Here is a 26,523-nt window from a genome sequence, read left to right on the forward strand (position 1 = left end):
TCAGCCTGGGCTAAATCAGGCCTTGGCTTTCTTGGCGGCGCGGGTACGCTCGCTTTCGTCCAGGATCTTCTTGCGCAGGCGGATCGACTTCGGCGTCACTTCGCACAGCTCGTCATCCTGGATGAATTCCAGGGCCTGTTCCAGAGTGAAGCGAACAGGTGGAACCAGGGCGATGGTTTCGTCTTTACCCGAAGCACGCATGTTGTCGAGCTTCTTGCCCTTGGTAGGGTTCACGCCCAGGTCGTTGTCACGGCTGTTCAGACCAACGATCTGGCCGCCGTAGATTTCCTGGCCGTGCTCGACGAACAGCTTGCCACGCGCCTGGAGGGTTTCCAGGGAGTAGGTCAGTGCCTTACCGGTTTCAACCGAAACCAGAACGCCATTCTGACGGCCGGACATGTCGCCCGACTTCATCACGTCGTAACGGTCGAAGATCGAGGTCAGGATGCCAGCACCGTTGGTCAGGGTCAGGAACTGGTTACGGAAACCGATCAGACCGCGAGCAGGGATGTTGTATTCCAGACGTACACGGCCTTTGCCATCCGGCACCATGTTGGTCAGGTCGCCCTTACGCAGGCCCATCTCTTCCATCACCTTGCCCTGGGATTCTTCCGGCAGGTCGATGGTGACGTTTTCGAACGGTTCGTGCTTCACACCGTCAACCAGACGGATGATCACTTCCGGACGGCCTACAGCCATTTCGAAGCCTTCGCGACGCATGGTTTCGATCAGTACCGAAAGGTGCAGTTCGCCACGGCCGGAAACCTTGAACTTATCAGCCGAGTCGCCTTCTTCAACGCGCAGTGCAACGTTGTACAGCAGCTCTTTGTCCAGACGTTCCTTGATGTTACGGGACGTCACGAACTTGCCTTCTTTACCGCAGAATGGCGAGTCGTTGACCTGGAAGGTCATGGAAACGGTCGGCTCGTCGACGGTCAACGGCTTCATCGCTTCAACGGTGTCCGGGTGGCACAGGGTGTCGGAGATGAACAGCGAGTCCATACCGCTGATGCAGACGATGTCGCCGGCGGCAGCTTCTTCGACGTCAACGCGATGCAGGCCATGGTGACCCATCAGCTTCAGGATACGACCGTTGCGGCGCTTGCCGTCTGCGCCGATAGCCACGACCGGGGTGTTCGGCTTGACGCGACCACGGGCGATACGGCCAACACCGATCACACCCAGGAAGCTGTTGTAGTCCAGTGCCGAGATCTGCATTTGGAACGGACCGTCACGGTCAACGGCCGGTGCAGGTACGTTGTCGACGATCGACTGGTACAGCGGGGTCATGTCTTCAGCCATGTCGGTGTGGTCCAGACCGGCAATGCCGTTCAGGGCCGAGGCGTAGACGACTTTGAAGTCCAGCTGTTCTTCGGTGGCGCCCAGGTTGTCGAACAGGTCGAAGATCTGATCCAGAACCCAGTCCGGACGCGCGCCTGGACGGTCAACCTTGTTGATGCACACGATCGGACGCAGGCCGGCTTCGAAGGCCTTCTTGGTCACGAAACGGGTTTGCGGCATAGGGCCGTCCTGGGCGTCAACCAGCAGCAGCACGGAGTCGACCATCGACATCACGCGCTCTACTTCGCCACCGAAGTCGGCGTGGCCCGGGGTGTCCACGATGTTGATGTGGTAGCCGTTCCAGTTGATGGCGGTGTTTTTCGCCAGGATGGTAATACCGCGCTCTTTTTCCTGGTCGTTGGAGTCCATCACGCGCTCGTCGTTGAGCTCGTTGCGCTCCAGGGTGCCGGATTGACGCAAGAGTTTGTCTACCAGGGTGGTCTTACCATGGTCAACGTGAGCAATGATGGCGATGTTGCGTAGATTTTCGATCACTTGTGTATCTCGATCAGAGGATTCGGTGTGCTGACAGGTCGTGGCAGCGATTTACAGTAGAGTCCGACAGTTACAGCGTGTCGGCGGCGTCGGGGGGCCGGTGACGCAGGCCACAGGCAAACAGCCCCGGGCACTTAGCTCGGTCGATAAACGCGCACATTGGCATGCCCCTCACTGAGCAAATGGTGAGCATGCAGGCGACTCATCACGCCTTTGTCGCAATACAGCAGGTACTGGCGAGTAGGGTCCAGTTCCTTGAAACGCGCGTTCACTGCATAGAACGGCATCGTTTGTACCTCGACGCCGGCGATACTCAGCGGGTCGTCCTCAGCATCGTCCGGGTGACGGATGTCGATGATGATCTGACCGGCCAGCGCTTCGCCGACTTCTTCAATCTGGATGTCCTGGCCCAATTCGTCGATGACCCGATCGATCGGTACCAGCCTGGCGTTCTCGATCGCGCGCTCGAGTACCGCCATGTCGAATTCTTTCTCTTCATGCTCCACGCGCCCGCGCTTGGCCGCCGTCTTCGGATTGACCGAGATGACCCCGCAGTACTCGGGCATGTGCCGGGCGAAATCGGCGGTGCCGATCTCGTTCGCCGTGTCGATGATGTCCTGCTTGTGGCTGGCGATCAGCGGGCGCAGCACGAGTTTCTCGGTCACGCAGTCGATCACCGACAGGTTCGGCAGCGTCTGGCTCGATACCTGGGAAATCGCCTCGCCGGTCACCAGCGCGTCGATGTGCAGGCGGTCGGCGATGCTCGTCGCGGCACGCAACATCATACGCTTCAAAATGACGCCCATATGACTGTTATCGACTTTGCCGAGAATCTCGCCCAGGACTTCTTCGAACGGCACGCTCACAAATAACACGCGCTGGGAGCTGCCGTACTTCTTCCAGATGAAGTGCGCCACTTCCATCACGCCCAGCTCATGGGCGCGCCCGCCGAGGTTGAAGAAGCAGAAATGGCTCATCAGGCCGCGACGCATGATCTGGTAAGCGGCGACGGTGGAATCGAAGCCACCGGACATCAGCACCAGCGTTTGCTCCAGTGACCCTAACGGGTAACCGCCGATGCTGTCGTGCTGGCTGTGGATCACGAACAACCGCTGGTCGCGAATTTCGATGCGCACTTCAACCTGCGGATCTTTCAGCGAGATCCCGGCGGCGCCGCACTGCCGGCGCAATTGGCTGCCGACATAACGTTCCACATCCATGGAACTGAACGGGTGCTTGCCGGCGCGCTTGCAGCGGACCGAAAAGATCTTGCCGGCCAGTGCATCACCATAATGGAGCATGCACTTGGCGAGGATATCGTCGAAGTCCCCCAGCGGGTACTCGTCAACTTGCAGGAAATGCGCGATGCCCGGCATGCAGCTCAGGCGCTCGGTCATTTCCTTCAGCAGCTTGGGTTCGCTGACGCGGGTTTCCAGTTCGAGGTTGTCCCACACACCGTTCACCACCACGGCCGGGTCCAGGTCACGGAGCACGGCACGGATGTTCTTGGCCAACTGGCGGATGAAACGCATCCGTACCGGGCGGCTCTTGATGGTGATCTCGGGGAAGACTTTTACGATTAGTTTCATGAAAACAGCGCGCGAACGGCCAGCCGAAAAAGGGGGGCGCGGATTATAGCGGAAATTGCTCAAGGTTTAACCAGTTTATGTGCAGATGGTTTTGCATGCACCAAAACGGGTCATTATCGAATGACGGCGCCACATTGCAGTGCGTTATTGTCTGACAATCTTTGATTTGCGCCTGTAAAAGCGTGGATTTGGTGCAAAAAACCCATGGTGGGGCACTGGCATGCAATTTGCTCCCTTGTGAGGCAGGTTGCCTTGGCAGAGTATTCGCGCCGGCATCACCCATATCTAAGGGCACTCCACTACCCGCCCGAAGCCACCCGGAGGACATATGTCGAAGTCGGTTCAACTCATCAAAGATCATGACGTCAAGTGGATTGATCTGCGCTTCACTGACACCAAAGGCACTCAACATCACGTGACCATGCCGGCCCGTGATGCGCTGGACGACGAATTCTTCGAAATCGGCAAGATGTTCGACGGTTCTTCCATCTCCGGCTGGAAAGGCATCGAAGCCTCCGACATGATTCTGATGCCGGACGACGAAACCGCCGTCCTGGACCCGTTCACCGAAGAGCCGACCCTGATCCTGGTCTGCGACATCATCGAACCTTCGACCATGCAAGGCTATGACCGCGACCCACGCGCCATTGCCCACCGCGCCGAGGAATACCTGAAGTCCACCGGTATCGGCGACACCGCTTTCTTCGGTCCAGAGCCTGAGTTCTTCATCTTTGACTCGGTCAAGTTCAAGTCCGATATCTCCGGCTCCATGTTCAAGATCTTCTCCGAACAAGGTTCGTGGATGTCCGACCAGGACGTGGAAGGCGGCAACAAAGGCCACCGTCCAGGTATCAAAGGCGGCTACTTCCCGGTTCCACCGTTCGACTTCGACCACGAAATCCGTACCTCCATGTGCAACGCACTGGAAGAAATGGGCCAGACCGTCGAAGTTCACCACCACGAAGTGGCAACTGCCGGCCAGAACGAAATCGGTGTGAAATTCAACACACTGGTGAAGAAGGCTGACGAAGTCCAGACCTTGAAGTACTGCGTACACAACGTTGCCGACGCCTACGGCCGCACCGCGACCTTCATGCCGAAGCCTCTGTACGGCGACAACGGTTCGGGCATGCACGTGCACATGTCGATCTCCAAGGACGGCAAGAACACCTTCGCTGGCGAAGGTTATGCCGGTCTGTCGGACACTGCCCTGTACTTCATCGGTGGCATCATCAAGCACGGTAAGGCCCTGAACGGCTTCACCAACCCGTCGACCAACTCCTACAAGCGTCTGGTACCAGGCTTCGAAGCCCCGGTCATGCTGGCCTACTCGGCTCGCAACCGTTCCGCCTCGATCCGTATCCCTTACGTTAACAGCCCGAAAGCCCGCCGTATCGAAGCGCGCTTCCCGGATCCGGCTGCCAACCCATACCTGGCCTTCGCTGCACTGATGATGGCCGGCCTGGACGGTATCCAGAACAAGATCCACCCTGGCGATGCCGCTGACAAAAACCTGTATGACCTGCCGCCTGAAGAGGCCAAGGAAATCCCACAGGTTTGTGGCAGCCTGAAAGAAGCCCTGGAAGAGCTGGACAAGGGCCGTGCGTTCCTGACCAAGGGCGGCGTATTCAGCGATGACTTCATCGACGCTTACATCGCACTGAAAAGCGAAGAAGAAATCAAGGTTCGCACCTTCGTACACCCACTGGAATACGAGCTGTACTACAGCTGCTGATCCAGTAAGCGCCGCCACGCACGGCGTGAACTAAAGAGAGGCCTCCTTCGGGAGGCCTTTTTTATGGGCGCAGGATGCGTGCATGATGGTGCGCCGCTTCCCTTACAAGACGAGATCGCCAATGACTTCCCGCTTGAAGATTTGCCTCGCCCTGTCTGCCGCACTGCTGTGTTCCACAGCCGAGGCCAGCAACGCCCCCGACGCCCTGACGCCGTTGCTCAATGCCATCGGCGAACGCCTGCTGATCGCAGATCAAGTGGCATTGAGCAAATGGGACAGTGGCAAACCCGTAGAGGACCGTCCGCGCGAGCGCGAAGTCATTGCCGCCGCCGTGGCCCAGGCGCCCACCTACAAGCTGAACGGCGAGACGGTGGAGGCGTTTTTCGCCGCCCAGATAGAAGCCAACAAACTGGTCCAATACATCAACTTGTCCGACTGGGCCCTGGACGGCAAGGCGCCAGACCTGCCGCGCCCGGACCTGGTAGGCGAGATCCGCCCTAAACTCGACCGCCTGCAAAAACGCCTGCTGCAACAACTGGCCGACTTCGCGCCCTACCGCACCGATCCACAGTGCCCGCAATGGCTGGCCCAGGCCACCCACCACAACAAACAGCACCCGGTGCACCGGCTGGCCCAGATCCGGGCAACCGGCGGACTGTGTATATCCACAAAACCCTGAGGCCACACCCCCTTTCCCTGTGGGAGCGAGCTTGCTCGCGATGAGGCGGGCTCTGGGCTGGGCGCAACACTTTGGCCAACCGCCCACCGTGACCTATGCTGCAACTATCACCTCTTGTTTTCGGTCAATTTTTCCATGGGTCGTGGTTTCTCAATCTTCTTTTTGTTGCTGCTGACGCTGCCCGCCGCCGCGCAGATCTACAAATACACCGACGCCAACGGCAACACCGCCTACAGCAACCAGCCGCCCGACGGCGTGCCGGCCCAGGCGGTGGAGTTGCCGCCGCTCAACAGCGTTGAAACCCAGGCTCCGACCACCCCGGAAACGCCCGCACCTGCGCAAAACAACGACGCGCCGCGCAACGCCTACGACCTGCTGGAACTGACCGACATTCCCACCGATGAGGCCCTGCGCGCCAACAATGGCACTTTCACCGTCGGCGTTCGGACACAACCGCGCCTGCATAGCCCCCACCTGTTCAGGTTGCTGCTGGACGGCCAGCCCTATGGCCAGCCTAGCAATGTGCCACGGCTGCAATTGATGAACATCGATCGCGGCGAGCACAGCCTCGCAGTCCAGGTCATCGACGGCGAGCGCCTGGTGCAGCAGAGCGAAACCGTCACCTTCACCGTGCAGCGGGTACACGTTCCTTGAGCCGCTGGTTACTCGCCGCAGCCCTGCTGTTGAGCGCATCGCCGGGCCTGGCGCAGGTCTATACCTACATCGACGCCCAGGGCAATCGTGTCTTCACCGACCAGCCCCGCCCCGGCAGTGCCAAGAAACTGCAGCTATCACCGGGCAACCGGATGCAGGCGCCGCCCCCGGGTACAACCTCAACGGCGCCACCGGAGGAACCGCGACCCGAACCATTGTTTCGTTACGAGATGCTCCGGCTGCTGATTCCCGAACCGGACGCCACGATACGCAGCACCGCCGGGGAGCTGATCGTCACCGCCACCAGCGAACCCGGCCTGCAGAAAGGCCATCGCTACCGCCTGCTGCTGGATGGCAAACCCACCGGCGCCGCAGGGCCCAGCCCGGTATTCGCGTTGAAGAATATCGACCGTGGCAGCCATCAACTGGCGGTTGAAATCCTCGATGAGCAAGACCGTATCGTCGAACGCACCGCCAACCAACCCTTCCACATGCAGCGCATGTCCCTGGCACAGAAGCGCCGCGTCAAACCTTGCACAAAGGCCGATTACGGCCAACGTCCCGAATGCCCGCTCGCCGACAAGCCCAAGGAGGAAGAAAGCAGCATCCTGCCGTTCTTCTAATACCTCAAGAGATGGAGCACCATATTGGTGCAGGCTCCGCACGCCCTACCCAGATACCAACCCATTTTGGTTCGAAACTACCCGAAAGCGCTGGCAGAACGCCGCGTAAACGAGCGCACAAAGGCTGATTGAGGCTTTAAACGCTTCTTTTCGGAGCCTTGGTTTGGTTTTTGCATTTTCCTGGTATCAGCGCATTAATCGCACGCGCAATTAGAGGGCTTGCCTCCAATTGCTACGCTTTAAAAGAGGTCCTGATGACCATTAGCGACGCACTACACCGCTTGCTGCTCGACAATCTCACCACCGCGACCATCCTGCTCGACGCCGAACTGCGCCTTGAGTACATGAACCCGGCGGCGGAGATGCTCTTGGCTGTCAGTGGCCAGCGCAGCCATGGGCAGTTCATCAGCGAACTGTTTACCGAATCCGCCGAAGCGCTCAACTCCCTGCGCCAGGCCGTCGAGCAGGCCCACCCATTCACCAAGCGCGAAGCCATGCTCACCGCCCTGACCGGCCAGACCCTGACCGTCGACTACGCGGTAACGCCTATCCTGAACAACCACGCCACCCTCCTGTTGCTGGAAGTCCATCCCCGTGATCGCCTGCTGCGCATCACCAAGGAAGAGGCGCAATTGTCCAAGCAGGAAACCAGCAAGATGCTGGTGCGCGGCCTCGCCCACGAGATCAAGAATCCGCTTGGCGGCATACGTGGCGCGGCGCAGTTGCTCGCCCGTGAGCTGCCGGAAGAAAGCCTCAAGGACTACACCAACGTCATCATCGAAGAAGCCGACCGCCTGCGGAACCTGGTGGACCGCATGCTCGGCTCGAACAAGCTTCCGTCCCTGGCGATGTGCAACGTCCACGAAGTGCTGGAGCGCGTCAGCAGCCTGGTCGAAGCGGAAAGCCAGGGCTGCATCACGTTGGTGCGCGACTACGACCCGAGCATCCCCGACGTCCTGATCGACCGCGAGCAGATGATCCAGGCCGTGCTGAACATCGTGCGCAACGCCATGCAGGCCATCAGCAGCCAGAACGAGCTGCGCCTGGGCCGCATCAGCCTTCGCACCCGCGCCATGCGCCAGTTCACCATCGGCCATGTGCGTCATCGCCTGGTGACCAAGATCGAAATCATCGACAACGGCCCGGGGATCCCTGCCGAGCTGCAGGAAACCATCTTCTTTCCCATGGTCAGCGGCCGCCCGGACGGTACCGGGCTGGGGCTGTCCATCACCCAGAACATCATCAGTCAGCATCAGGGCTTGATCGAATGTGAAAGCCACCCTGGCCACACCACTTTCTCGATCTTCCTGCCACTGGAACAAGGAGCCACATCGACATGAGCCGTAGTGAAACCGTGTGGATCGTCGATGACGACCGTTCTATCCGCTGGGTCCTGGAAAAAGCCTTGCAACAGGAAGGCATGACCACCCAGAGCTTCGACAGCGCCGATGGGGTGATGAGCCGCCTGGCCCGTCAGCAGCCGGACGTCATCATCTCCGACATCCGCATGCCCGGCGCCAGTGGCCTGGACCTGCTGGCGAGGATTCGCGAGCAGCATCCGCGGCTGCCGGTGATCATCATGACCGCTCATTCCGACCTGGACAGCGCCGTCGCGTCCTACCAGGGCGGTGCGTTCGAATACCTGCCCAAGCCGTTCGACGTCGACGAAGCCGTGTCCCTGGTCAAGCGCGCCAACCAGCATGCCCAGGAACAACAAGGCCTGGAAGAAGTGCCAGCCCTGGCCCGCACCCCGGAAATCATCGGCGAAGCGCCGGCGATGCAGGAAGTGTTTCGCGCCATCGGCCGCCTGAGCCATTCCAACATCACCGTGCTGATCAACGGCGAGTCGGGCACTGGCAAGGAATTGGTTGCCCATGCCCTCCACCGTCACAGTCCCCGGGCGGCGTCGCCATTCATTGCTTTGAACATGGCGGCGATTCCCAAGGATCTGATGGAATCCGAGCTGTTCGGCCATGAAAAAGGTGCGTTTACCGGCGCGGCCAACCTTCGACGCGGACGCTTCGAACAGGCCGATGGCGGCACCTTGTTCCTTGACGAAATCGGCGACATGCCGGCCGACACCCAGACCCGCCTGCTTCGGGTATTGGCGGACGGTGAGTTCTATCGCGTAGGCGGCCATACGCCGGTCAAAGTGGATGTGCGGATCATCGCCGCGACCCACCAGAACCTGGAAACCCTGGTCCACGCCGGTAAATTCCGGGAAGACTTGTTCCATCGCCTGAACGTGATCCGCATCCACATACCGCGCCTGGCCGACCGCCGCGAAGACATCCCGACCCTGGCCCGGCATTTCCTGGGCCGTGCCGCTCAGGAACTGGCCGTGGAGCCCAAGCTGCTCAAGAGCGAAACCGAGGAATACCTCAAGAACCTGCCATGGCCCGGCAACGTGCGCCAATTGGAGAACACTTGCCGCTGGATCACGGTAATGGCTTCGGGGCGCGAAGTGCATATCAGCGACCTGCCACCCGAGCTGTTGAGCCTGCCACAAGATTCGGCGCCGGTGACCAATTGGGAACAGGCCCTGCGCCAGTGGGCCGACCAGGCGTTGGCCCGCGGCCAATCGAGCCTGCTGGACAGCGCCGTGCCGAGCTTCGAACGCATCATGATCGAGACCGCCCTCAAGCACACCGCCGGCCGCCGCCGCGACGCCGCCGTGCTGCTGGGCTGGGGCCGCAATACCTTGACCCGCAAGATCAAGGAATTGGGGATGAAGGTCGATGGTGGGGATGACGATGAGGGAGATGAGGGTTGATCAGCCTTTGATCCTTCACTGAATTTGAAGGCCCAATCGCGAGCAGGCTCGCTCCCACAGGTTTTGGGAACGACACAGAGCTACTGTGAGAGCAGCCTGCTCGCGATGCTTTTAAAGGTTTTGTGCACCGCTTCAATGCACTGCGGGCTGCAATTGCCCCACTGTAACAAGCCAAAAGCCGGTGGACCATGCTAGGAAAACCAGCCCACACAAAAGCCAAAGCCCCGGAATACGGGGCTTTGCTCATTCACAGCAGTGTTTTTGTGACAAGCCGTTTAAAACTGGCACGCCCCCTGCAATAGCTAGGTCACTACCCAGTTTTGGGGACCTTGGTACAGGCAGGCCGGGGATTCCCCTCTTTTATACCGGGCTCTCGAGCCCCGCTGTTTTGGGGGCCTTGATACAGGCAGGTCAAGGTTTCCCTTCTTTACACCCAGGGCTCTGCGCCAAGCGCGAGCCCTCCCGTTTTGGGAACCTTGGTACAGGCAGGCCGGGGATTCCCTCTTTTATTGCTCTTGGAGACGGATCTCCAGCCGCCAGCGGTCATCGACTTCGCTGCCGGCCCATTCCCCTCGCAACGGACGCGCCGCCACCAGCATCAGCAACAACCCCTTGTCACTCAACCGCACCCGCCAATTCACGTCCTTGCCGTTGAGCTTGAGCTGGCCCTTCTGCGGTCGACCTTCGGCCTGGAACAACAGCGCCACGGAGCCGTCGACGATTTCCCCGTGGAGCTTGGGTTCATTGTTGAACCAGGCTACCAACACCCCATCGCCCGCCTCGATCTGTTGCAGCGCACTGTGGTCAGGCGTGGTCAGACGGCCGATCATCAGCCCGACCATCATGCCGAAGATCGCCAGCGAGCCCAGCACCCGAGGCAATAGCTTCGAACGTCGGTCGGTTTGCGGCGTAGAATGCCGCTCATCTTTATCTGCGGAGCCGTGCATGTTTCACGTCATCCTTTTTCAACCGGAAATACCGCCCAATACCGGCAACGTCATCAGGCTGTGCGCCAACAGCGGCTGCCACTTGCATTTGATCGAACCGCTGGGCTTCGAGATGGACGACAAGCGTCTGCGCCGCGCGGGCCTCGATTATCACGAGTATGCCACTTTGCAGCGGCACGCCGACCTCGCCAGTTGTCTGGAAAGCCTGGGACACCCACGTCTGTTCGCGTTCACCACCAAGGGTTCACGGCCGTTTCATGACGCCAGTTTCGTTGCCGGTGATGCGTTTCTGTTCGGCCCCGAAAGTCGCGGCCTGCCGGCCGATGTGCTCGACGCCCTGCCGGCGGAACAGCGCCTGCGCCTGCCGATGCGCGAAGGCAGCCGCAGCCTGAACCTGTCCAACACCGTGGCAGTGGCGGTTTACGAGGCGTGGCGGCAGAACGGCTTCCGGTAACAAGATTGACAATCCCGGGCCAGAAACCCCTGTGGGAGCGAGCCTGCTCGCGATAGCGGTGTATCTGTCAACTCACTGCTGACTGACATACCGCTTTCGCGAGCAGGCTCGCTCCCACAGGTTTTGTGCCTGGCTATGGAACGGATTACTGAACGGTCGCGCCGCCTTCCTCTTGCATGCGCTGCAGCTCTTGTGCGTACAGAGCATCGAAGTTCACCGGAGCCAGCATCAGGGCCGGGAACGAACCGCGGGTCACCAGGCTGTCCAGGGTTTCGCGAGCGTAAGGGAACAGGATGTTCGGGCAGAAGGCGCCCAGGGTGTGGCTCATCGAAGCGGCGTCGAGGTTCTTGATCAGGAAGATACCGGCTTGCTGGACTTCGGCAATGAACGCCACTTCGTCACCGTTTTTCACGGTCACGGACAGGGTCAGCACCACTTCGTGGAAATCTTCTTCCAGGGCTTTCTGACGGGTGTTCAGGTCCAGGGCCACGCTCGGCTCCCACTGCTGACGAAAGATCGCCGGGCTTTTCGGGGCCTCGAAGGACAGGTCACGGACATAGATGCGCTGCAAGGAGAATTGCGGTGCGGCTTCTTCTTCAGTGGCAGCAGTGTTCTGTTGGTCAGTCATCGCAGATCCTTCTTACTTCAGTTCTATTGATAAGGAATTCAAGCCTTGAGCAGCGCGTCAAGCTTGCCGGCGCGCTCCAAGGCATACAGGTCATCGCAACCGCCCACGTGAGTGCCGCCGATCCAGATCTGCGGCACGGAAGTACGCCGGGCCTTCTGGGTCATTTCGGCGCGCAGTTGCGGCTTGCCGTCGACCTTGATCTCTTCGAAAGCCACGCCTTTGCTTTGGAGCAAGTGCTTGGCTCGGGAGCAGTAGGGGCAGTAATCGCTGGAATAGACAACAACGTGGGGCATGTCACTTCACCAGGGGCAGATTGTCGGCTTTCCAGCTTGCAACGCCACCGGACAGTTTGGCGGCGGTGAAGCCGGACTTCATCAGTTCGCGGGCGAGGGTCCCGGCCTGCTGGCCTTGGGCGTCGACCAGGATTACCGTCTTGGCCTTGTGTTTTTCCAGTTCGCCTACGCGTGCGACCAGTTTGTCCTGAGGGATGTTCAGCGCGCCGACAATGTGACCGGCGGCGTAGTCCTTGCTCGGACGAATATCGACCACGACGCCGGCGTCCTTGTTGACCAGCGCGGTCAGCTCGCCAGTGCTCAGGCTGCGACCGCCGCCCTGCATCGTGTGGGCAACCAGCAAAGCCAGCAGTACGACGAAGATACCGACGAGAATGTAGTGGTTAGTGGCAAATTCAATCAGGTGAGCAACCATCGAAGGAGGTTCCAGGGCGTTAAAATGTCGGCCAGTATACACAGCACGCAAGGCCGGCCAAACCCCGCCCGGCGGTGACGGCACCGGAACTTACCTTTAAACTGCCCGTCCCTTTTCCATCGTCTTCTTTTAACCAGCCACGAGTGGATTCCATGACTACCACGCCTAAACCTTTGGTCCTGATGATTCTGGACGGCTTCGGTCACAGTGACAGCCACGAATCCAACGCCGTATACGCGGCCAGGAAGCCTGTGCTCGATCGCCTGTGGGCCACCGTGCCGAACGGCTTGATCTCCGGCAGCGGCATGGACGTCGGCCTGCCGGACGGGCAGATGGGCAACTCCGAGGTCGGCCACATGAACCTCGGCGCGGGCCGCGTGGTTTACCAGGACTTCACCCGCGTGACCAAGTCGATCCGCGACGGCGACTTCTTCGAAAACCCCACCATCTGCGCCGCCGTGGACAAAGCAGTGGCCGCTGGCAAGGCCGTGCACTTCATGGGTCTGCTGTCGGACGGCGGCGTGCACAGCCACCAGGACCACCTGGTCGCCATGGCCGAACTCGCTGCCAAGCGCGGCGCCCAGAACATCTACCTGCACGCCTTCCTCGATGGTCGCGACACGCCGCCCAAGAGCGCCGAGTCGTCGATCAAAGTACTGGACGACACCTTCAAGGCGTTGGGCAAGGGCCGGATCGCCAGCCTGATCGGCCGTTATTTCGCCATGGACCGTGACAATCGCTGGGACCGCGTCGCCCAGGCCTACAACCTGATCGTCGACGGCAATGCCGAATTCCATGCCGCCACCGCGCAAGAGGGTCTGCAAGCGGCTTATGAACGCGGCGAAAGCGACGAATTCGTCAAGGCCACCACCCTCGGCGAGCCGGTAAAAGTCGAAGACGGCGACGCCGTGGTGTTCATGAACTTCCGTGCCGACCGTGCCCGCGAACTGACCCGCGTATTTGTCGAAGATGATTTCAAGGAATTCGAGCGCGCCCGCCAGCCGAAACTGGCCGGCTTCGTGATGCTGACTCAATACGCCGCCAGCATTCCCGCGCCATCCGCCTTTGCCGCCGGCAGCCTGGACAACGTGCTGGGCGACTACTTGGCGAAAAACGGCAAGACCCAGCTGCGCATCGCCGAAACCGAAAAATACGCCCACGTGACGTTCTTCTTCTCCGGTGGCCGTGAAGAACCCTTCCCGGGCGAAGAACGCATCCTGATCCCCTCGCCGAAAGTCGCCACCTATGACCTGCAGCCGGAAATGAGCGCGCCGGAAGTGACCGACCGCATCGTCGATGCCATCGAGAACCAGCGCTACGACGTAATCGTGGTCAACTACGCCAACGGCGACATGGTGGGCCATAGCGGCGTGTTCGAGGCGGCGGTCAAGGCCGTTGAATGCTTGGACACCTGCGTGGGTCGCATCGTCGACGCCTTGGAAAAAGTCGGCGGCGAAGCCCTGATCACGGCGGACCATGGCAATGTCGAGCAAATGTCCGATGAGTCCACCGGCCAGGCCCACACCGCCCACACCACCGAGCCGGTGCCGTTCATTTATGTCGGCAAGCGCGACTTCAAGGTCCGCGACGGCGGCGTGCTGGCTGACGTGGCACCGACCATGCTGATGTTGCTGGGCATGGAGAAACCGGCGGAGATGACCGGGACTTCGATCCTGGTCTGACGAAGCGTCGCAGGTTTGAGCACAGCTTGTGTGGCGAGGGAGCTTGCTCCCGCTCGATGGCGCAGCCATCGCAAAGGCTTCTGGCCTGATCTACTGTCGAGGGGCTGCTTCGCAGCCCAGCGGGAGCAAGCTCCCTCGCCACAGCAAGCTCGCTCCCACATTGGGGTTTGGTGTTTTTTCGGCCAGTTATCACACAGCCCTAAATGGGCGTTTTTTTTGCAGCGTGGGGCGGGCATACTAGGCCGTCCCTTTCCCTGGTGCCACCCGCCTCTATGCTCCGCGTCCTGATAGCCCTTGCCCTGACCTGCCTGCTCCAACCGGCCTTCGCCGACGAGCGCGCGCAAACCCAACAGCAGTTGGAAGCCACGCGCCAGGACATCGCCGAGCTGAAGAAACTGCTTGGCAAGCTGCAGGAAGAAAAATCCAGTGTGCAGAAAGACTTGCGCGGCACCGAGACCGAGATGGGCAAGCTGGAGAAGCAGGTCGAGGCCCTGCAGAAAGAGCTGAAGAAAAGCGAATCCGAGCTGCAACGGCTCGATGGAGAGAAAAAAAAACTCCAGAGCGCGCGCACTGAACAGCAAAAGCTGATCGCGATCCAGGCCCGAGCGGCCTACCAGAACGGTCGCCAGGAATACCTCAAGCTGCTCCTCAACCAGCAGAACCCCGAGAAATTCGCCCGCACCCTCACTTATTACGACTACCTGAGCCAGGCACGCCTGGACCAGCTCAAGAATTTCAACGAAACCCTGCGCCAACTGGCCAATGTCGAAAAAGACATCGAGTTGCAGCAAGCCCAGTTGCTGGTCCAGAAAAGCAGTCTCGACACCCAGCGCGAAGAACTCGAGAAAGTCCGAAAGGAGCGCCAGGTGGCCCTGGCCAAACTCAATGACGATGTGAAAGCCCGCGACAGCAAGCTCAAGGCCCGCGAGCAAGACCAAGCCGAACTGGCCAACGTCTTGAAGACGATCGAGGAAACACTGGCCCGCCAGGCCCGAGAGGCTGAAGAAGCGCGCCAGAAAGCGCTGATCGCCCAGCAGGAAGCCGAAAAAAAGCGTTTACGTGAAGCCCAGGCCGACGCGGACGCCGGCGACGCGCCGCGCAAACCTGCAAAATCGAGCCCCGGCACGCTGGTTTCCAGCGGCGGAGAAACCTTCGGCGGTGCTTTTGGTTCGGCCCGGGGAAAACTTCCATGGCCGGTCAATGGTCGATTGCTTGCGCGCTTCGGTGAAACCCGCGGCGACGATACCCGCACCAAGTGGGACGGCGTGATGATCAGCGCCTCCGCCGGCAGCCAGGTGCACGCCGTGCATGGCGGGCGCGTGGTGTTTGCCGATTGGCTGCGCGGCGCCGGCCTGTTGGTGATTCTCGACCACGGCAACGGTTACTTGAGCCTGTACGGCCACAACCAGACGCTGCTCAAGGCGGCGGGCGATGTGGTCAAGGCCGGCGAGTCCATCTCCACGGTCGGCAACAGTGGCGGGCAGGATACGCCAGCACTGTATTTCGCTATTCGTCAGCAGGGTCGCCCCAGCGACCCGGCCCAATGGTGTCGTGCGCAAGGATAAGCGCGCCCATCCTATTAAGGAGTTCGTTCGACATGCTGCATTTGTCCCGCCTCACCTCGCTGACCCTGACGATCGCCCTCGTGATCGGCGCGCCCCTGGCCTTCGCCGCCGAACCGGCCCCGTCGGCACCCGCCGCCACCGCCGCGACCACCAAGGCTCCGCTGCCGCTGGACGAACTGCGCACCTTCGCCGAGGTCATGGACCGGATCAAGGCTGCCTACGTCGAGCCCGTGGATGACAAACAGCTGCTGGAAAACGCCATCAAAGGCATGCTCAGCAACCTTGACCCGCACTCGGCCTACCTGGGGCCGGAGGATTTTGCCGAGTTGCAGGAAAGCACCAGTGGCGAGTTCGGCGGCCTGGGTATCGAAGTCGGCAGCGAAGACGGCTTCGTCAAAGTCGTCTCGCCAATCGACGATACGCCCGCTTCCAAGGCAGGCATCCAGGCCGGTGACTTCATCGTCAAGATCAACGGCCAGCCGACACGCGGCCAGAGCATGACCGAAGCCGTAGACAAGATGCGCGGCAAGATCGGCCAGAAAATCACCCTGACGCTGGTGCGCGACGGCGGCACGCCATTCGACGTGACCCTCACGCGAGCGGTCATTCAGGTCAGGAGCGTGAAGAGCCAGTTGTTGGAGTCGGGCTACGGCTACATCCGCATCACGCAGTTCCAAGTCAAGACCGGCGAAGAAGTCGCCAAGGCCCTGGCCAAGTTGCGCAAGGACAACGGCAAGAAGCTCAACGGGCTGGTTCTGGATCTGCGCAACAACCCCGGCGGCGTCCTGCAATCGGCCGTCGAGGTGGTGGATCACTTCATCACCAAGGGCCTGATCGTCTACACCAAGGGGCGCATTGCCAATTCCGAGCTGCGCTTCTCAGCCACTGGCAACGACCTGAGCGAAGCCGTGCCATTGGTGGTGCTGATCAACGGCGGCAGTGCCTCGGCCTCGGAAATCGTCGCCGGCGCCCTGCAGGACCAGAAACGCGGCGTGGTCATGGGCACCACCAGTTTTGGCAAGGGCTCGGTGCAGACCGTGTTGCCGCTGAACAACGATCGAGCGTTGAAGATCACCACCGCGCTGTACTTCACCCCTAACGGCCGCTCCATCCAGGCCCAGGGCATCGTCCCGGATATCGAAGTGCGCAAGGCCAAGATCACCAGCGAGGCGGACAGCGAGTACTTCAAGGAAGCCGACCTGCAAGGTCACTTGGGCAATGGCAACGGCGGCGCCGACAAGCCGACCGGTTCCGGTGCCAAGGCCAAGCCAATGCCGCAGGACGACGACTATCAGTTGGCTCAGGCCTTGAGCTTGCTCAAGGGGTTGAACATCACTTCCGGCCGCTGAGATGTTCCGGCGGTTTACCTTCGTCCTGCTGTGCCTGCTGGCGGGAGCCGTTAACGCGGCGCCCGCTACACCTTCTTCGCCGCATAAGGCGTACCTGAGCCTGATCATCGACGACCTGGGGCAAAACCTGCCTCGGGATCTCCGGGTACTGGCCCTCCCTGGGCCCGTCACCGCTGCGATCATGCCCGACACACCCCATGCCGCCGAACTTGCCCGCGAAGCCCATCGCGCCGGCAAACTGGTCATGCTCCACATGCCCATGGACCCGGCCAACGGGCCGTTCGCCTGGCATCCGGAACTGCCTGTCGAAGAACTGGGCAAGCGCCTGGACGCAGCGTTTGCCGCCGTGCCCTATACCAGCGGCGTCAACAACCACATGGGTAGCCGCATGACCGCCCAACCCAGGGCCATGGCGTGGTTGATGGCGAACCTGCAACAGCGGCACAAGTTTTTCGTCGACAGCCGCACCAGCGCCCAGACGGTCGCCGGCGCCGAGGCCCAGAAAATCGGCCTCGCCAGCGTGTCGCGGGATGTGTTCCTGGATGACGAGCGCACCGAAGCAGCCATCGCCCATCAGCTCCAGACCGCCATCGACCTGGCCCGCCGGCAGGGCTCGGCCGTGATGATCGGCCACCCCTACCCACAGACCCTGGCGGTACTCGAACGCGAACTACCCAAGCTCAAGGCTCAGGGCATCGAATGGATCGACATCAAATCGATGATCAGCCTGCGCAGCAACCGAGCAATGGCCGGGCATGGGAAAGATGGGGTTTATCGGTAGCGACGGTAACCGCGTCGCCGCCATCGCGAGCAAGTTCGCTCCCACAGGGGATCTGCGGTGAACACAACTCTTGTGCCCGATGCAGAACCATTGTGGGAGCGAGCCTGCTCGCGATGGCGGCCGCGCGGCGGGTGAAGTGCTTAGAGATACCGCGCCATGATCGCGTCCACCGTACCGTCCTTGCGCAGTTCGTCCAGGGCCGCTTGGAGTCGGGCAACCACATCGTCCGGCACGTCCTTGTTCAACGCCAGGTACAGCTCGGCACTGTTGAATCGCAGCACGGTCTTGAGATCGCTCACTCCGTCCTGCCGCGCCAGGTAACGCCCGGCCGGGTCTCCGGTGGCCCACAGATCGATCTGGCCGCTGATCAGCTTCCTGGCGTTGTCCTGATCGCGCAACACGACGACAGGCTTGAGTCCTTGCTTGGCCAATGTCTCGGCAATAGCGTCGCCCTTGTAGGCGCCAATCTTGTATTCACGCGCCTGCTCAAGCGAGTCTAGGGCAATTTTGCTGTCTGCCTTGGCTAGCATGACCCAGTCGTCCGGGCCGATAGGGCCGACCCATTTGAAGAGTTTCTCGCGCTCCGGCAACCGCGCCGTGACGAACACCCCGTAGCCGGGTTTCTCCAGGGCGAGCTTGTAGATTCGTTCCCAAGGAAAGCGCAATGTCAGGCTGTAAGTAATGTCGGCGCGCTTGAAGATCTCGCGCACGATGTCCACGGCGATGCCATGGATGTTTTCGTCCTGGGCGAAGTTCTTGCCGTTCTTGGCCATGTTGTATGGCGGGAAATTTTCCGTCAGCAATACCACGCCGACATCGCGATGTTCTTGAGCCTGCGCCCCATTGATGAACAACAGCACGGTGCCGGCAAGAAAGAAAACCAAACGTCTGAACATGTCTGACTACCGAAGATCCATGGCGAGCCAAGAGTGCCTCAGGGCCGCAATCATGTCTACGGTCGTTACTTGCCGCCGGCTCAACCTTTCAGGCTAGAGGTTCCAGCCTTCAAGGGTGAGGTAATTAGTTACCGCCAGCCAACAGGCGCGCTCTGGTTAATTGAAACACCGGCCTGACCGGTTTCTATTCATTTAATCAGAGGCAGCGTTTTATGAGATCGATCTTATTTCCGTTAATGGCCGTGCTGTGCGTGTCGGCTTTGCAAGGTATTGCTCACAGCAAGGACTATGGCGATGGCCTGCAAAACTTCGCAGCGTCCAGGGTCTTGGAAAATGCGGATGGCAAATATCACCATTGGCGAGGCATCGGTCGGCTGTATACCGACAGTTATTGCACCGCCACACTGCTCGATACTCAGGATTCCACTGTGGCCGGACCAACGCCCGCCTATGTGGTCACCACGGGTTTCTGTACGAGGCAAATCGACGAAAGCAACATGACGGACACCCCCATAAGCGGCCACATCTATTTCAGTTACTTCGCTGACACCCTGTTATTCCAGATCTACCCGGTAAAAAAAGTGGCATGGCGGAGTATGCATGGCACCAATCTTTCTATCATCGAGCTGAACGTCAGCCTTCAGGAACTCATCAGGGCCGGTATAAAACCATTGAAATTGGCCCAGGGACAGCCGACTGATGGAACCGATGTGTTGACGGTAGGAGCCTCGTTGGGTTTTCCAAAGAACACACTGCGCATGGCCGCGTGCACATTGCAATCTGCCGACGAGGTCATCAAAGGTCAGTTTGTCTGGCGAAACAACATAATGAATCAATGCTCGGATCTGGCGGGAGGCAGTGAAGGAAGCCCCATCCTTGATCGTTACACCAACGAGATTGTCGGTGTGCTGAACACCAGTGCCACACCCGAGGGCTTCACCCCATGCGAATGGTATGTGCCTTGTATGCGCACCAACAGTGGCTATAAACCAATCCCCGACAACCACTATGGAACTTCAACGGCTTTTCTCAACGGGTGCTTCGTGCAAGGCCATCTGGTAAAGGACGTGACGGCATCTTGCGCGCTTTACCCGTCATTTTCCGTTGACCTGGAAAAAAACAGCCCGGCGCGGTATCAGCGTCTTGTAAAACAGCCTGACGGGACCATAGCAATCCCGACTTGGAACTACCGCTTCAAGATCAGCACTGCCTTTTATCGCCACAAGACGGTTCGTACCGCAAAGCACTGCGAAACCGGCCAAAACTATAGCGATCCAATCAGCTCGGTCGACGCGTTTATAGACACTGATATCGGCACTCAGCCAGGCGTCTATTTCCTATGCATTATTGGTGTTGACTCCTCGGGACCGGCAGAGCCACTCACTACCCTTTCGCTGCCGGTAGAAATCCTGGACGGCGCTCCGACAGCCCAGCCAAATCTGTCGATCTACGCGGGCATCGGAGTCGCACTGGAACAATCCGAGGATCAATACCATACCTACGCCATCAAGTTCGGCCCGCCGGAAACGACAGACTGCACTGAAGCGCAAGAGTACGAACCCTATGACCAGAGAGGTTATTTGTTCGAAAACGAAGAACTGCCGCAGAAATTCTGCAGCATCGCTTACGACAAAATGAATCAGGAATCCAAGCCCAGGGAAGACTTGCTAAGTCCTGCCACAAGCCGGCAGGAGACCAGCCCGACACTCTGACAGGCACCGGGCTGTTTTCGATGAAGAAACCTATCGAATGCAGATACCGCGCTGCGCCATATAAGCTTTGGCCTCCGGCACGGTGTACTCGCCGAAGTGGAAGATACTAGCCGCCAATACCGCGCTGGCGTGACCTTCGAGGATGCCGTCAGCCAAGTGCTGCAGGTTGCCGACACCGCCGGAAGCGATGACTGGAATGCCCAGCGCATCGCTGATGGCGCGGGTGACGCCCAGGTCGAAGCCGTTTTTCATGCCGTCCTGGTCCATGCTGGTCAGCAGGATCTCACCGGCGCCCAGGGCTTCCATTTTCTTTGCCCATTCAACAGCGTCCAGACCCGTGGGTTTGCGCCCACCATGGGTGAAGATTTCCCAGCGCGGGGTTTCGCCGGGGGCGGAAACCTTCTTCGCATCGATGGCCACGACAATGCACTGCGAGCCGAAGTGCTGCGCTGCTTCACCGACAAATTCGGGGTTGAACACCGCCGCGGTGTTGATCGACACCTTGTCCGCCCCGGCATTGAGCAGGTTGCGGATGTCCTGAACGGAGCGCACGCCGCCGCCCACGGTCAGCGGGATGAACACCTGGCTGGCCATGCGCTCGACGGTATGCAGTGTAGTATCGCGGCCATCGACACTGGCCGTGATGTCGAGGAAGGTAATCTCATCGGCACCCTGCTCGTCGTAGCGGCGAGCAATTTCTACCGGGTCGCCGGCGTCACGGATGTTCTCGAATTTGACGCCCTTGACCACCCGGCCGTTGTCCACGTCCAGGCAAGGGATGATGCGTTTGGCCAGCGCCATGGTCAGTCCTCAGCCTTTGTAGGAATCGCAGAAAGCTTGCGCTTCAGCGACGTCGAGGGTGCCCTCATAGATCGCACGCCCGGTGATTGCGCCGATAATGCCCGGCGCCTTGGCGTCGAGCAGCGACTTGATGTCACCCAGATTATGGATGCCACCGGAAGCGATCACCGGGATCTTGGTGGCAGCGGCCAGCGCAGCGGTGAACGGTACGTTGCAGCCCTGCATCATGCCGTCTTTGGCGATGTCGGTATAAACGATCGAGGACACGCCGTCGGCTTCAAACTGCTTGGCCAGATCGATGACCTGCACGGAGCTGATTTCAGCCCAGCCATCGGTGGCGACGAAACCGTCTTTGGCATCCAGGCCAACGATGATTTTGCCAGGGAACGCGCGACAGGCTTCAGCTACGAAAGCCGGGTCTTTCACGGCCTTGGTGCCGATGATCACGTAGCTCACGCCAGCCTTGACGTAGTGCTCGATAGTTTCCAGCGAGCGGATGCCGCCACCGATCTGGATCGGCAGGTTCGGATAGCGCTTGGCGATGGCCGTGACCACTTCGCCATTGACCGGCTGGCCTTCGAAAGCACCGTTCAGGTCAACCAGATGCAGGCGACGGCAGCCGCCCTCCACCCACTTGGCGGCCATGCTCACCGGGTCATCGGAAAACACCGTGGAGTCTTCCATGCGGCCCTGGCGCAGACGTACGCAAGCGCCGTCCTTGAGATCGATAGCGGGGATAATCAGCATCTGGCAAACCCTTAAATACGAGTATTCAGCTTGGCTCGGGAATCAGTTTTTCTCGAGCGCCCACAAGTCGCTTTCAATGCTTTCGAACCTTTCTTTAAGGTGCGCCTGCACATCGAAAATCGCCCTGTTGTAATAGTGCGGAGCAATTTCGCGGGTAAACAGGTCAAGAATTTCCGCCGCTTCGAACGAGCCCAGGTCCAGCTCGAAACGTTCCTCCATGAACCGCTGGATCTTGCGGTTCGCTTCACTTTCCTGCTCAGGCGTGAGGGTGAGGATCGGCGGTTTCTTGCGTGCCATTACCAGCGTCCGTCCCATGCGGCGAAGTTCTGCAACAGTTGCAGGCCATGGGTATGGCTCTTCTCCGGATGGAACTGCACGGCGAAGCGCGAACCATCGGCCAGGGCCGCGGCGAAATCGACGCCATAGTGACCGCTGCCCACCACCTGCCGCGCGTTGCCGGCGGCGATGTAGTAGCTGTGCACGAAGTAGAAGCGCGCCAGGTCAGGGATGTTGTGCCACAGGGGATGATCGACCGCCTGCTTCACTTCGTTCCAGCCCATGTGCGGGACTTTCAGATGTTCGCCATCCTCATGCAGGCCCTTGCCGAAAAACTTTACCTGGCCGGGGAACAGCGAAATGCAATCGACGCCATTGTTCTCTTCGCTGCGATCGAGCAAAGCCTGCATGCCCACGCAGATGCCGAGGAACGGCCGGTCCTGGCTGACTTCGTGCACCAGCTTGTCGAAGCCCAGGCGACGAATCTCGGCCATGCAATCACGAATCGCGCCGACACCGGGGAACACCACCCGGTCGGCTTCGCGAATCACATCGGCATCGCTGGTGATCAGCACCTTGCCGGCGCCCACGTGCTCGAGGGCCTTGGCCACCGAGTGCAGGTTGCCCATGCCGTAATCGATAACCGCGACCGTCTGCATTACAGCACGCCCTTGGTGGAAGGCATCTGGCCGGCCATGCGGTCATCGAGCTCCACCGCCATGCGCAGCGCGCGGCCAAAGGCCTTGAACACGGTTTCGATCTGGTGATGGGTGTTGTGCCCGCGCAGGTTGTCGATGTGCAGGGTCACGTTGGCGTGGTTGACGAAGCCCTGGAAGAATTCCTGGAACAGGTCAACGTCGAAGCCGCCGACGGTGGCACGGGTGTACGGCACATGCATTTGCAGGCCAGGGCGGCCGGAGAAGTCGATGACCACGCGCGACAGCGCTTCATCGAGCGGCACGTAGGCATGGCCGTAGCGACGGATGCCTTTTTTGTCGCCGATGGCCTGGGTGAAGGCCTGGCCCAAGGTGATACCGACGTCTTCCACCGTGTGGTGGTCGTCGATATGCAGGTCGCCCTTGCTGACGATGTCCAGGTCGATCAGCCCGTGACGGGCGATCTGGTCCAGCATGTGCTCAAGAAAAGGCACGCCGATATCAAACCGGGCCTTTCCGGTGCCATCCAGGTTGATCGAGGCTTTGATCTGGGTTTCCAGAGTGTCGCGCTCGACAGACGCCTTACGTTCGGCCATCACCAGCTCCGCAAAATCATTGGGCGAAAAAGGCAGCCATTATAGGGGCGCGAGCGGCAAACAGAAACAAAAGAGGTGACATCACTGACGGGTTGAAACCCGGGCCGTCGGCGATAGACATGTGCATACAAGTCTTATCCACCAGCCAAAACGACTGTGGGAGCGAGCTTGCTCGCGATGAGGCGTGTCAGCCGACATTACTGTCCGCTGACCCACCGCTATCGCGAGCAAGCTCGCTCCCACAAGGGCTGCCCTGACCTGATGATTAGGGCAACGGTCTTAACGGAACAACACCGCCGTCTTCTGCAGGGTCACCCACACACCCCACGCCAACGGAATGCCCACCACCAGCCAGGCGGCGATTGCCAAAGGCTTGGTGCCCGGCGCGGCTTTCCATTCCAGCGAAGTGGTGCTGTCGGCGCCCTTGTCATGGCCCAGCGCCTGTTCAGCGGCCAGTTCGGCGTCGGTCATGAAGTACTTGTCGGCGACCGGACGGACCATCAGGTTACACAGGAAACCCAGCACCAGCAGGCCGGCCAGGATGTACAAGGTGATGTCATAGGCCGCGGCACGCTCGACGCCGATGCTCAGCTGATATTCACGCAAGTAGTTCACCAGAACCGGGCCCAGCACGCCTGCCGCCGCCCACGCCGTCAGCAGACGACCGTGGATCGCGCCAACCATTTGCGTACCGAACAGGTCCGCCAGGTAGGCCGGCACGGTTGCGAAACCGCCGCCGTACATCGACAGGATGATGCAGAACGCCGCCACGAACAGCGCGATACTGCCCAAGTGACCCAGGTTCGGGATCAACGCGTACAGGGCAACACCCAATGCGAAGAACACGAAGTAGGTGTTTTTACGGCCCAGGTAGTCCGAGAAGGACGCCCAGAAGAACCGGCCACCGATGTTGAACAGGCTCAACAGACCGGTGAAACCGGCCGCAATGGCAGCGATCTGGCCCAGTTGCACGGCGTCCAGCTGACCGAAAGGCAGGTCGTTGCCCAGCAGTTTGCCGCCAAACACTTCCTGCAGCAGTGGCGAAGCCATGCCCAGGATGCCGATACCGGCGGATACGTTCAGGCACAGCACCAGCCATACCAGGCGGAACTGCGGGGTTTTCCAGGCAACGTTCACGTGAACGTGACGATGAGTGATCATCGCGTTCGCGGCTTTCTTCGGTGCCGGGGTCCAGCCTTCAGGCTTCCAACCGGTTGGCGGAACGCGGTACGACAAGGCGCCACCGATCATGAACACGAAGTAGATCGCGGCCATCACCAGGAAGCTCTGCCAGACACCCACCTCGGTCGGCGTAGCGAAATGGCTCATCAGCGCCGCAGCCAGTGGAGCACCGACCATCGCACCGCCACCAAAGCCCATGATCGCCATGCCGGTCGCCATGCCGCGCTTGTCCGGGAACCATTTGATCAGCGTCGAGACTGGCGAGATATAGCCCAGGCCCAGGCCAATGCCGCCGATCACACCGGAACCGACCCACATCAGCCAGATCTGGTGGGTATAGATACCCAGCGCGGAAATCAGCAGGCCACCGCACCAGCACAATGCCGAAACAACGCCGGCCTTGCGTGGCCCGGCGTGTTCCAGCCAGCCGCCCCAGATGGCTGCCGAGCAGCCCAGGAAGATGAAGAACAGGGTGTAGATCCAGCCGAGCATGGAGATCGGCCAGTCACATTGGGACGAAAAGACTTGCGAGATAAAGCTCATATCCGGTGCACAGGCGACAGGCTTGGTGATACCCAAGGCCTTGGACAGTGGCAACCAGAACACCGAGAAGCCATAGGCCATGCCGATGCAGAGGTGGATGGCCAGCGCGGCCGGTGGAACCAGCCACCGGTTGAATCCGGGCTTGGCGATGATACGTTCCTTGGAGAGGAACGCAGGCTGGTCGGCGATGCCGTCCGCCGTGATGCTCGTGCTCATTGTGTATCCCCCAGTTATTGGAATGGTTCGCCAGCCACACCTCACCCTCAGCCTTCTTGCACGCAGGCATGACTGTATTCTGTGGTGAAGCTCCATTTTAGTGCGACATCACGTCGCAGAAGGACGGACGAACCGACAAAGGTTAACATTTGCTCGTGACAGAAAAACCAAAGTGCTATCACCTTTTTTCTCTCACTCGTCTTATCGCGCCTCTGCTGACTTTCTGTAGGGGGCAATTCGTTTATTTTTCAGGAATTTCCATGCCCATCGTTGTCGAGCACCTGAATGAAGCCACTCGTCAGGACGAGCAGGATCTGCAGAAAATCTATCGGGACGCGCCGGTCTGGCTGTTCGAGCCGTTCAGCGACGCCGCGCGACTCATAGAGAAAAGTCTCGAGGAAGGCTCGTTGATCGCGGCACGCTTCAACGATCGCCTGCTCGGTGCAGCACGACTGCAACGGCACCAGAACGTCTGGCGCTTGTCCCACCTATGCGTGCGAAACGTCACTCGCCGCCGGGGCGTGGCGGAACGGCTGGTGAGCGAAGCCCGGAGGATGGCTGAGCAAGGCAACGCCGAGCTGCGACTTCAGGCGCCTGCCGGGCATCTGGAAGCCCAGGCCTTGGCAGCGAAATTGAAATTACCTCTGGATGTCGACTAGCGCCCCTGTGGCGAGGGAGCTTGCTCCCGCTGGGAGCGTAGCTCCCCAAAAACTGAATCCACGGCGCGCCTGGCATACCGATTCGCCTGGTTTTGGGCCGCTTCGCAGCCCAGCGGGAGCAAGCTCCCTCGCCACGGGGCCGTGTCTGGCCGGGTAACGGCAGCTCGAAAAATCGATCCCTCAACGCTCCACCGACCCGGGACGTTATACTCCCTGGCAAAATTTGAACTCAACCT

Annotated in this window: 26 protein-coding genes; 13 read left to right on the forward strand and 13 right to left on the reverse strand. The window is 60.1% G+C overall.

The window, feature by feature from the left end; all coding sequences use genetic code 11:
- Nucleotides 1-15: 15 nt before the first annotated feature.
- Entirely contained in the window at nt 16-1,836 is a 1,821-nt protein-coding gene (gene typA, locus M1D68_RS23570; RefSeq protein ID WP_420766323.1) for a translational GTPase TypA, read from the reverse strand.
- A gap of 134 nt (nt 1,837-1,970) precedes the next feature.
- Nucleotides 1,971-3,425, reverse strand: a complete 1,455-nt coding sequence (thiI, locus tag M1D68_RS23575; RefSeq protein WP_420766324.1) for a tRNA uracil 4-sulfurtransferase ThiI — start codon at nt 3,423-3,425, stop codon at nt 1,971-1,973.
- A gap of 328 nt (nt 3,426-3,753) precedes the next feature.
- On the opposite strand from thiI, the gene glnA reads away from it, so the two are divergent.
- From glnA to ntrC, 6 genes are all read left to right on the forward strand, one after another.
- A complete protein-coding gene (gene glnA, locus M1D68_RS23580; protein WP_014336114.1) occupies nt 3,754-5,160 on the forward strand; it encodes a type I glutamate--ammonia ligase in 1,407 nt (468 codons plus the stop codon).
- 121 nt (nt 5,161-5,281) lie between these two features.
- Nucleotides 5,282-5,839: a chorismate mutase gene (locus M1D68_RS23585; protein WP_457968551.1), complete on the forward strand. Its 558-nt coding sequence runs from the start codon at nt 5,282-5,284 to the stop codon at nt 5,837-5,839.
- A 135-nt stretch (nt 5,840-5,974) separates the two neighbouring features.
- Nucleotides 5,975-6,493, forward strand: coding sequence for a DUF4124 domain-containing protein (locus tag M1D68_RS23590; protein ID WP_457968553.1), 519 nt, complete (start codon nt 5,975-5,977; stop codon nt 6,491-6,493).
- The gene (locus M1D68_RS23595) at nt 6,490-7,116 is read left to right on the forward strand and encodes a DUF4124 domain-containing protein (protein ID WP_457968555.1); all 627 of its coding nucleotides are present in this window, start codon (nt 6,490-6,492) and stop codon (nt 7,114-7,116) included. Before M1D68_RS23590 ends, M1D68_RS23595 begins: the two co-directional genes overlap by 4 nt.
- Before the next feature lie 254 nt (nt 7,117-7,370).
- Nucleotides 7,371-8,456 (forward strand): nitrogen regulation protein NR(II), encoded by a 1,086-nt coding sequence (glnL, locus tag M1D68_RS23600; protein WP_420766327.1) that lies wholly within the window; start codon nt 7,371-7,373, stop codon nt 8,454-8,456.
- On the forward strand, nt 8,453-9,889 hold the full coding sequence (gene ntrC, locus M1D68_RS23605) for a nitrogen regulation protein NR(I) (RefSeq protein ID WP_420766328.1): 1,437 nt from the start codon (nt 8,453-8,455) through the stop codon (nt 9,887-9,889). Before glnL ends, ntrC begins: the two co-directional genes overlap by 4 nt.
- A gap of 506 nt (nt 9,890-10,395) precedes the next feature.
- Here ntrC and M1D68_RS23610 read toward each other — a convergent pair.
- Entirely contained in the window at nt 10,396-10,836 is a 441-nt protein-coding gene (locus M1D68_RS23610; protein ID WP_457968558.1) for a hypothetical protein, read from the reverse strand.
- On the opposite strand from M1D68_RS23610, the gene trmL reads away from it, so the two are divergent.
- The gene (gene trmL / locus M1D68_RS23615) at nt 10,835-11,290 is read left to right on the forward strand and encodes a tRNA (uridine(34)/cytosine(34)/5-carboxymethylaminomethyluridine(34)-2'-O)-methyltransferase TrmL (RefSeq protein ID WP_457968560.1); all 456 of its coding nucleotides are present in this window, start codon (nt 10,835-10,837) and stop codon (nt 11,288-11,290) included. The genes M1D68_RS23610 and trmL overlap by 2 nt on opposite strands.
- 145 nt (nt 11,291-11,435) lie before the next feature.
- Here trmL and secB read toward each other — a convergent pair whose 3' ends face one another.
- The 3 genes from secB to M1D68_RS23630 are packed head-to-tail and all read right to left on the reverse strand — an operon-like array spanning nt 11,436 to nt 12,626.
- Nucleotides 11,436-11,918 (reverse strand): protein-export chaperone SecB, encoded by a 483-nt coding sequence (gene secB, locus M1D68_RS23620; RefSeq protein WP_420766331.1) that lies wholly within the window; start codon nt 11,916-11,918, stop codon nt 11,436-11,438.
- 38 nt (nt 11,919-11,956) lie between these two features.
- A complete protein-coding gene (gene grxC, locus M1D68_RS23625) occupies nt 11,957-12,211 on the reverse strand; it encodes a glutaredoxin 3 (protein ID WP_434608259.1) in 255 nt (84 codons plus the stop codon).
- Nucleotide 12,212: 1 nt separating this feature from the next.
- Entirely contained in the window at nt 12,213-12,626 is a 414-nt protein-coding gene (locus tag M1D68_RS23630) for a rhodanese-like domain-containing protein (RefSeq protein WP_420766332.1), read from the reverse strand.
- Nucleotides 12,627-12,778: 152 nt separating this feature from the next.
- Between M1D68_RS23630 and gpmI the strand changes: the two genes are divergently transcribed.
- The 4 genes from gpmI (at nt 12,779) to M1D68_RS23650 (ending at nt 18,003) form a co-directional block, all read left to right on the forward strand.
- Nucleotides 12,779-14,308, forward strand: a complete 1,530-nt coding sequence (gene gpmI, locus M1D68_RS23635) for a 2,3-bisphosphoglycerate-independent phosphoglycerate mutase (RefSeq protein WP_420766333.1) — start codon at nt 12,779-12,781, stop codon at nt 14,306-14,308.
- A 272-nt stretch (nt 14,309-14,580) separates the two neighbouring features.
- Nucleotides 14,581-15,873: a murein hydrolase activator EnvC family protein gene (locus M1D68_RS23640; protein WP_457968563.1), complete on the forward strand. Its 1,293-nt coding sequence runs from the start codon at nt 14,581-14,583 to the stop codon at nt 15,871-15,873.
- Between the two features lie 32 nt (nt 15,874-15,905).
- A complete protein-coding gene (locus M1D68_RS23645) occupies nt 15,906-17,222 on the forward strand; it encodes a S41 family peptidase (RefSeq protein WP_457968565.1) in 1,317 nt (438 codons plus the stop codon).
- 1 nt (nt 17,223) lies between these two features.
- The gene (locus M1D68_RS23650; protein ID WP_434608269.1) at nt 17,224-18,003 is read left to right on the forward strand and encodes a divergent polysaccharide deacetylase family protein; all 780 of its coding nucleotides are present in this window, start codon (nt 17,224-17,226) and stop codon (nt 18,001-18,003) included.
- A gap of 140 nt (nt 18,004-18,143) precedes the next feature.
- Here the strand turns inward: M1D68_RS23650 and M1D68_RS23655 are convergent, their stop codons facing one another.
- Nucleotides 18,144-18,899: a substrate-binding periplasmic protein gene (locus M1D68_RS23655; protein ID WP_457968567.1), complete on the reverse strand. Its 756-nt coding sequence runs from the start codon at nt 18,897-18,899 to the stop codon at nt 18,144-18,146.
- A 212-nt stretch (nt 18,900-19,111) separates the two neighbouring features.
- Between M1D68_RS23655 and M1D68_RS23660 the strand changes: the two genes are divergently transcribed.
- Nucleotides 19,112-20,611, forward strand: coding sequence for a trypsin-like serine peptidase (locus M1D68_RS23660; RefSeq protein WP_457968569.1), 1,500 nt, complete (start codon nt 19,112-19,114; stop codon nt 20,609-20,611).
- A 30-nt stretch (nt 20,612-20,641) separates the two neighbouring features.
- On the opposite strand, the gene hisF is transcribed toward M1D68_RS23660, so the two are convergent.
- The 6 genes from hisF to M1D68_RS23690 all read right to left on the reverse strand — a co-directional run bounded on the left by hisF (nt 20,642) and on the right by M1D68_RS23690 (nt 25,628).
- A complete protein-coding gene (gene hisF / locus M1D68_RS23665; RefSeq protein WP_420766339.1) occupies nt 20,642-21,412 on the reverse strand; it encodes an imidazole glycerol phosphate synthase subunit HisF in 771 nt (256 codons plus the stop codon).
- Between the two features lie 9 nt (nt 21,413-21,421).
- Entirely contained in the window at nt 21,422-22,159 is a 738-nt protein-coding gene (gene hisA, locus M1D68_RS23670) for a 1-(5-phosphoribosyl)-5-[(5-phosphoribosylamino)methylideneamino]imidazole-4-carboxamide isomerase (protein ID WP_434561136.1), read from the reverse strand.
- A gap of 42 nt (nt 22,160-22,201) precedes the next feature.
- The gene (locus M1D68_RS23675; protein ID WP_030141479.1) at nt 22,202-22,456 is read right to left on the reverse strand and encodes a DUF2164 domain-containing protein; all 255 of its coding nucleotides are present in this window, start codon (nt 22,454-22,456) and stop codon (nt 22,202-22,204) included.
- Nucleotides 22,456-23,094 carry an imidazole glycerol phosphate synthase subunit HisH gene (hisH, locus tag M1D68_RS23680; RefSeq protein WP_457968571.1) on the reverse strand — a complete coding sequence of 213 codons (639 nt, stop codon included), beginning with the start codon at nt 23,092-23,094 and terminating at the stop codon, nt 22,456-22,458. Before hisH ends, M1D68_RS23675 begins: the two co-directional genes overlap by 1 nt.
- Nucleotides 23,094-23,687 (reverse strand): imidazoleglycerol-phosphate dehydratase HisB, encoded by a 594-nt coding sequence (hisB, locus tag M1D68_RS23685; RefSeq protein WP_024778052.1) that lies wholly within the window; start codon nt 23,685-23,687, stop codon nt 23,094-23,096. The genes hisH and hisB overlap by 1 nt, the downstream gene beginning before the upstream one ends.
- 279 nt (nt 23,688-23,966) lie before the next feature.
- Nucleotides 23,967-25,628: an OFA family MFS transporter gene (locus M1D68_RS23690; protein ID WP_434561140.1), complete on the reverse strand. Its 1,662-nt coding sequence runs from the start codon at nt 25,626-25,628 to the stop codon at nt 23,967-23,969.
- 260 nt (nt 25,629-25,888) lie between these two features.
- Here M1D68_RS23690 and panM point away from each other — a divergent pair, with 260 nt between their 5' ends.
- Complete coding sequence (gene panM, locus M1D68_RS23695) at nt 25,889-26,287, forward strand: aspartate 1-decarboxylase autocleavage activator PanM (protein WP_457968573.1); 399 nt, start codon at nt 25,889-25,891, stop codon at nt 26,285-26,287.
- Nucleotides 26,288-26,523: the final 236 nt, after the last annotated feature.

Source organism: Pseudomonas sp. R4-84 (assembly GCF_054130985.1).

What these genes read in the sequence shown, in the direction of transcription:
- thiI (WP_420766324.1), bottom strand. Translation starts at nt 3,425, where the DNA reads ATGAAACTAATCGTAAAAGTCTTCCCCGAGATCACCATCAAGAGCCGC.
- glnA (WP_014336114.1), top strand. Translation starts at nt 3,754, where the DNA reads ATGTCGAAGTCGGTTCAACTCATCAAAGATCATGACGTCAAGTGGATT.
- M1D68_RS23585 (WP_457968551.1), top strand. Translation starts at nt 5,282, where the DNA reads ATGACTTCCCGCTTGAAGATTTGCCTCGCCCTGTCTGCCGCACTGCTG.
- M1D68_RS23590 (WP_457968553.1), top strand. Translation starts at nt 5,975, where the DNA reads ATGGGTCGTGGTTTCTCAATCTTCTTTTTGTTGCTGCTGACGCTGCCC.
- glnL (WP_420766327.1), top strand. Translation starts at nt 7,371, where the DNA reads ATGACCATTAGCGACGCACTACACCGCTTGCTGCTCGACAATCTCACC.
- ntrC (WP_420766328.1), top strand. Translation starts at nt 8,453, where the DNA reads ATGAGCCGTAGTGAAACCGTGTGGATCGTCGATGACGACCGTTCTATC.
- trmL (WP_457968560.1), top strand. Translation starts at nt 10,835, where the DNA reads ATGTTTCACGTCATCCTTTTTCAACCGGAAATACCGCCCAATACCGGC.
- M1D68_RS23610 (WP_457968558.1), bottom strand. Translation starts at nt 10,836, where the DNA reads ATGCACGGCTCCGCAGATAAAGATGAGCGGCATTCTACGCCGCAAACC.
- secB (WP_420766331.1), bottom strand. Translation starts at nt 11,918, where the DNA reads ATGACTGACCAACAGAACACTGCTGCCACTGAAGAAGAAGCCGCACCG.
- grxC (WP_434608259.1), bottom strand. Translation starts at nt 12,211, where the DNA reads ATGCCCCACGTTGTTGTCTATTCCAGCGATTACTGCCCCTACTGCTCC.
- M1D68_RS23630 (WP_420766332.1), bottom strand. Translation starts at nt 12,626, where the DNA reads ATGGTTGCTCACCTGATTGAATTTGCCACTAACCACTACATTCTCGTC.
- gpmI (WP_420766333.1), top strand. Translation starts at nt 12,779, where the DNA reads ATGACTACCACGCCTAAACCTTTGGTCCTGATGATTCTGGACGGCTTC.
- M1D68_RS23640 (WP_457968563.1), top strand. Translation starts at nt 14,581, where the DNA reads ATGCTCCGCGTCCTGATAGCCCTTGCCCTGACCTGCCTGCTCCAACCG.
- M1D68_RS23645 (WP_457968565.1), top strand. Translation starts at nt 15,906, where the DNA reads ATGCTGCATTTGTCCCGCCTCACCTCGCTGACCCTGACGATCGCCCTC.
- M1D68_RS23650 (WP_434608269.1), top strand. Translation starts at nt 17,224, where the DNA reads ATGTTCCGGCGGTTTACCTTCGTCCTGCTGTGCCTGCTGGCGGGAGCC.
- M1D68_RS23655 (WP_457968567.1), bottom strand. Translation starts at nt 18,899, where the DNA reads ATGTTCAGACGTTTGGTTTTCTTTCTTGCCGGCACCGTGCTGTTGTTC.
- M1D68_RS23660 (WP_457968569.1), top strand. Translation starts at nt 19,112, where the DNA reads ATGAGATCGATCTTATTTCCGTTAATGGCCGTGCTGTGCGTGTCGGCT.
- hisF (WP_420766339.1), bottom strand. Translation starts at nt 21,412, where the DNA reads ATGGCGCTGGCCAAACGCATCATCCCTTGCCTGGACGTGGACAACGGC.
- hisA (WP_434561136.1), bottom strand. Translation starts at nt 22,159, where the DNA reads ATGCTGATTATCCCCGCTATCGATCTCAAGGACGGCGCTTGCGTACGT.
- M1D68_RS23675 (WP_030141479.1), bottom strand. Translation starts at nt 22,456, where the DNA reads ATGGCACGCAAGAAACCGCCGATCCTCACCCTCACGCCTGAGCAGGAA.
- hisH (WP_457968571.1), bottom strand. Translation starts at nt 23,094, where the DNA reads ATGCAGACGGTCGCGGTTATCGATTACGGCATGGGCAACCTGCACTCG.
- hisB (WP_024778052.1), bottom strand. Translation starts at nt 23,687, where the DNA reads ATGGCCGAACGTAAGGCGTCTGTCGAGCGCGACACTCTGGAAACCCAG.
- M1D68_RS23690 (WP_434561140.1), bottom strand. Translation starts at nt 25,628, where the DNA reads ATGAGCACGAGCATCACGGCGGACGGCATCGCCGACCAGCCTGCGTTC.
- panM (WP_457968573.1), top strand. Translation starts at nt 25,889, where the DNA reads ATGCCCATCGTTGTCGAGCACCTGAATGAAGCCACTCGTCAGGACGAG.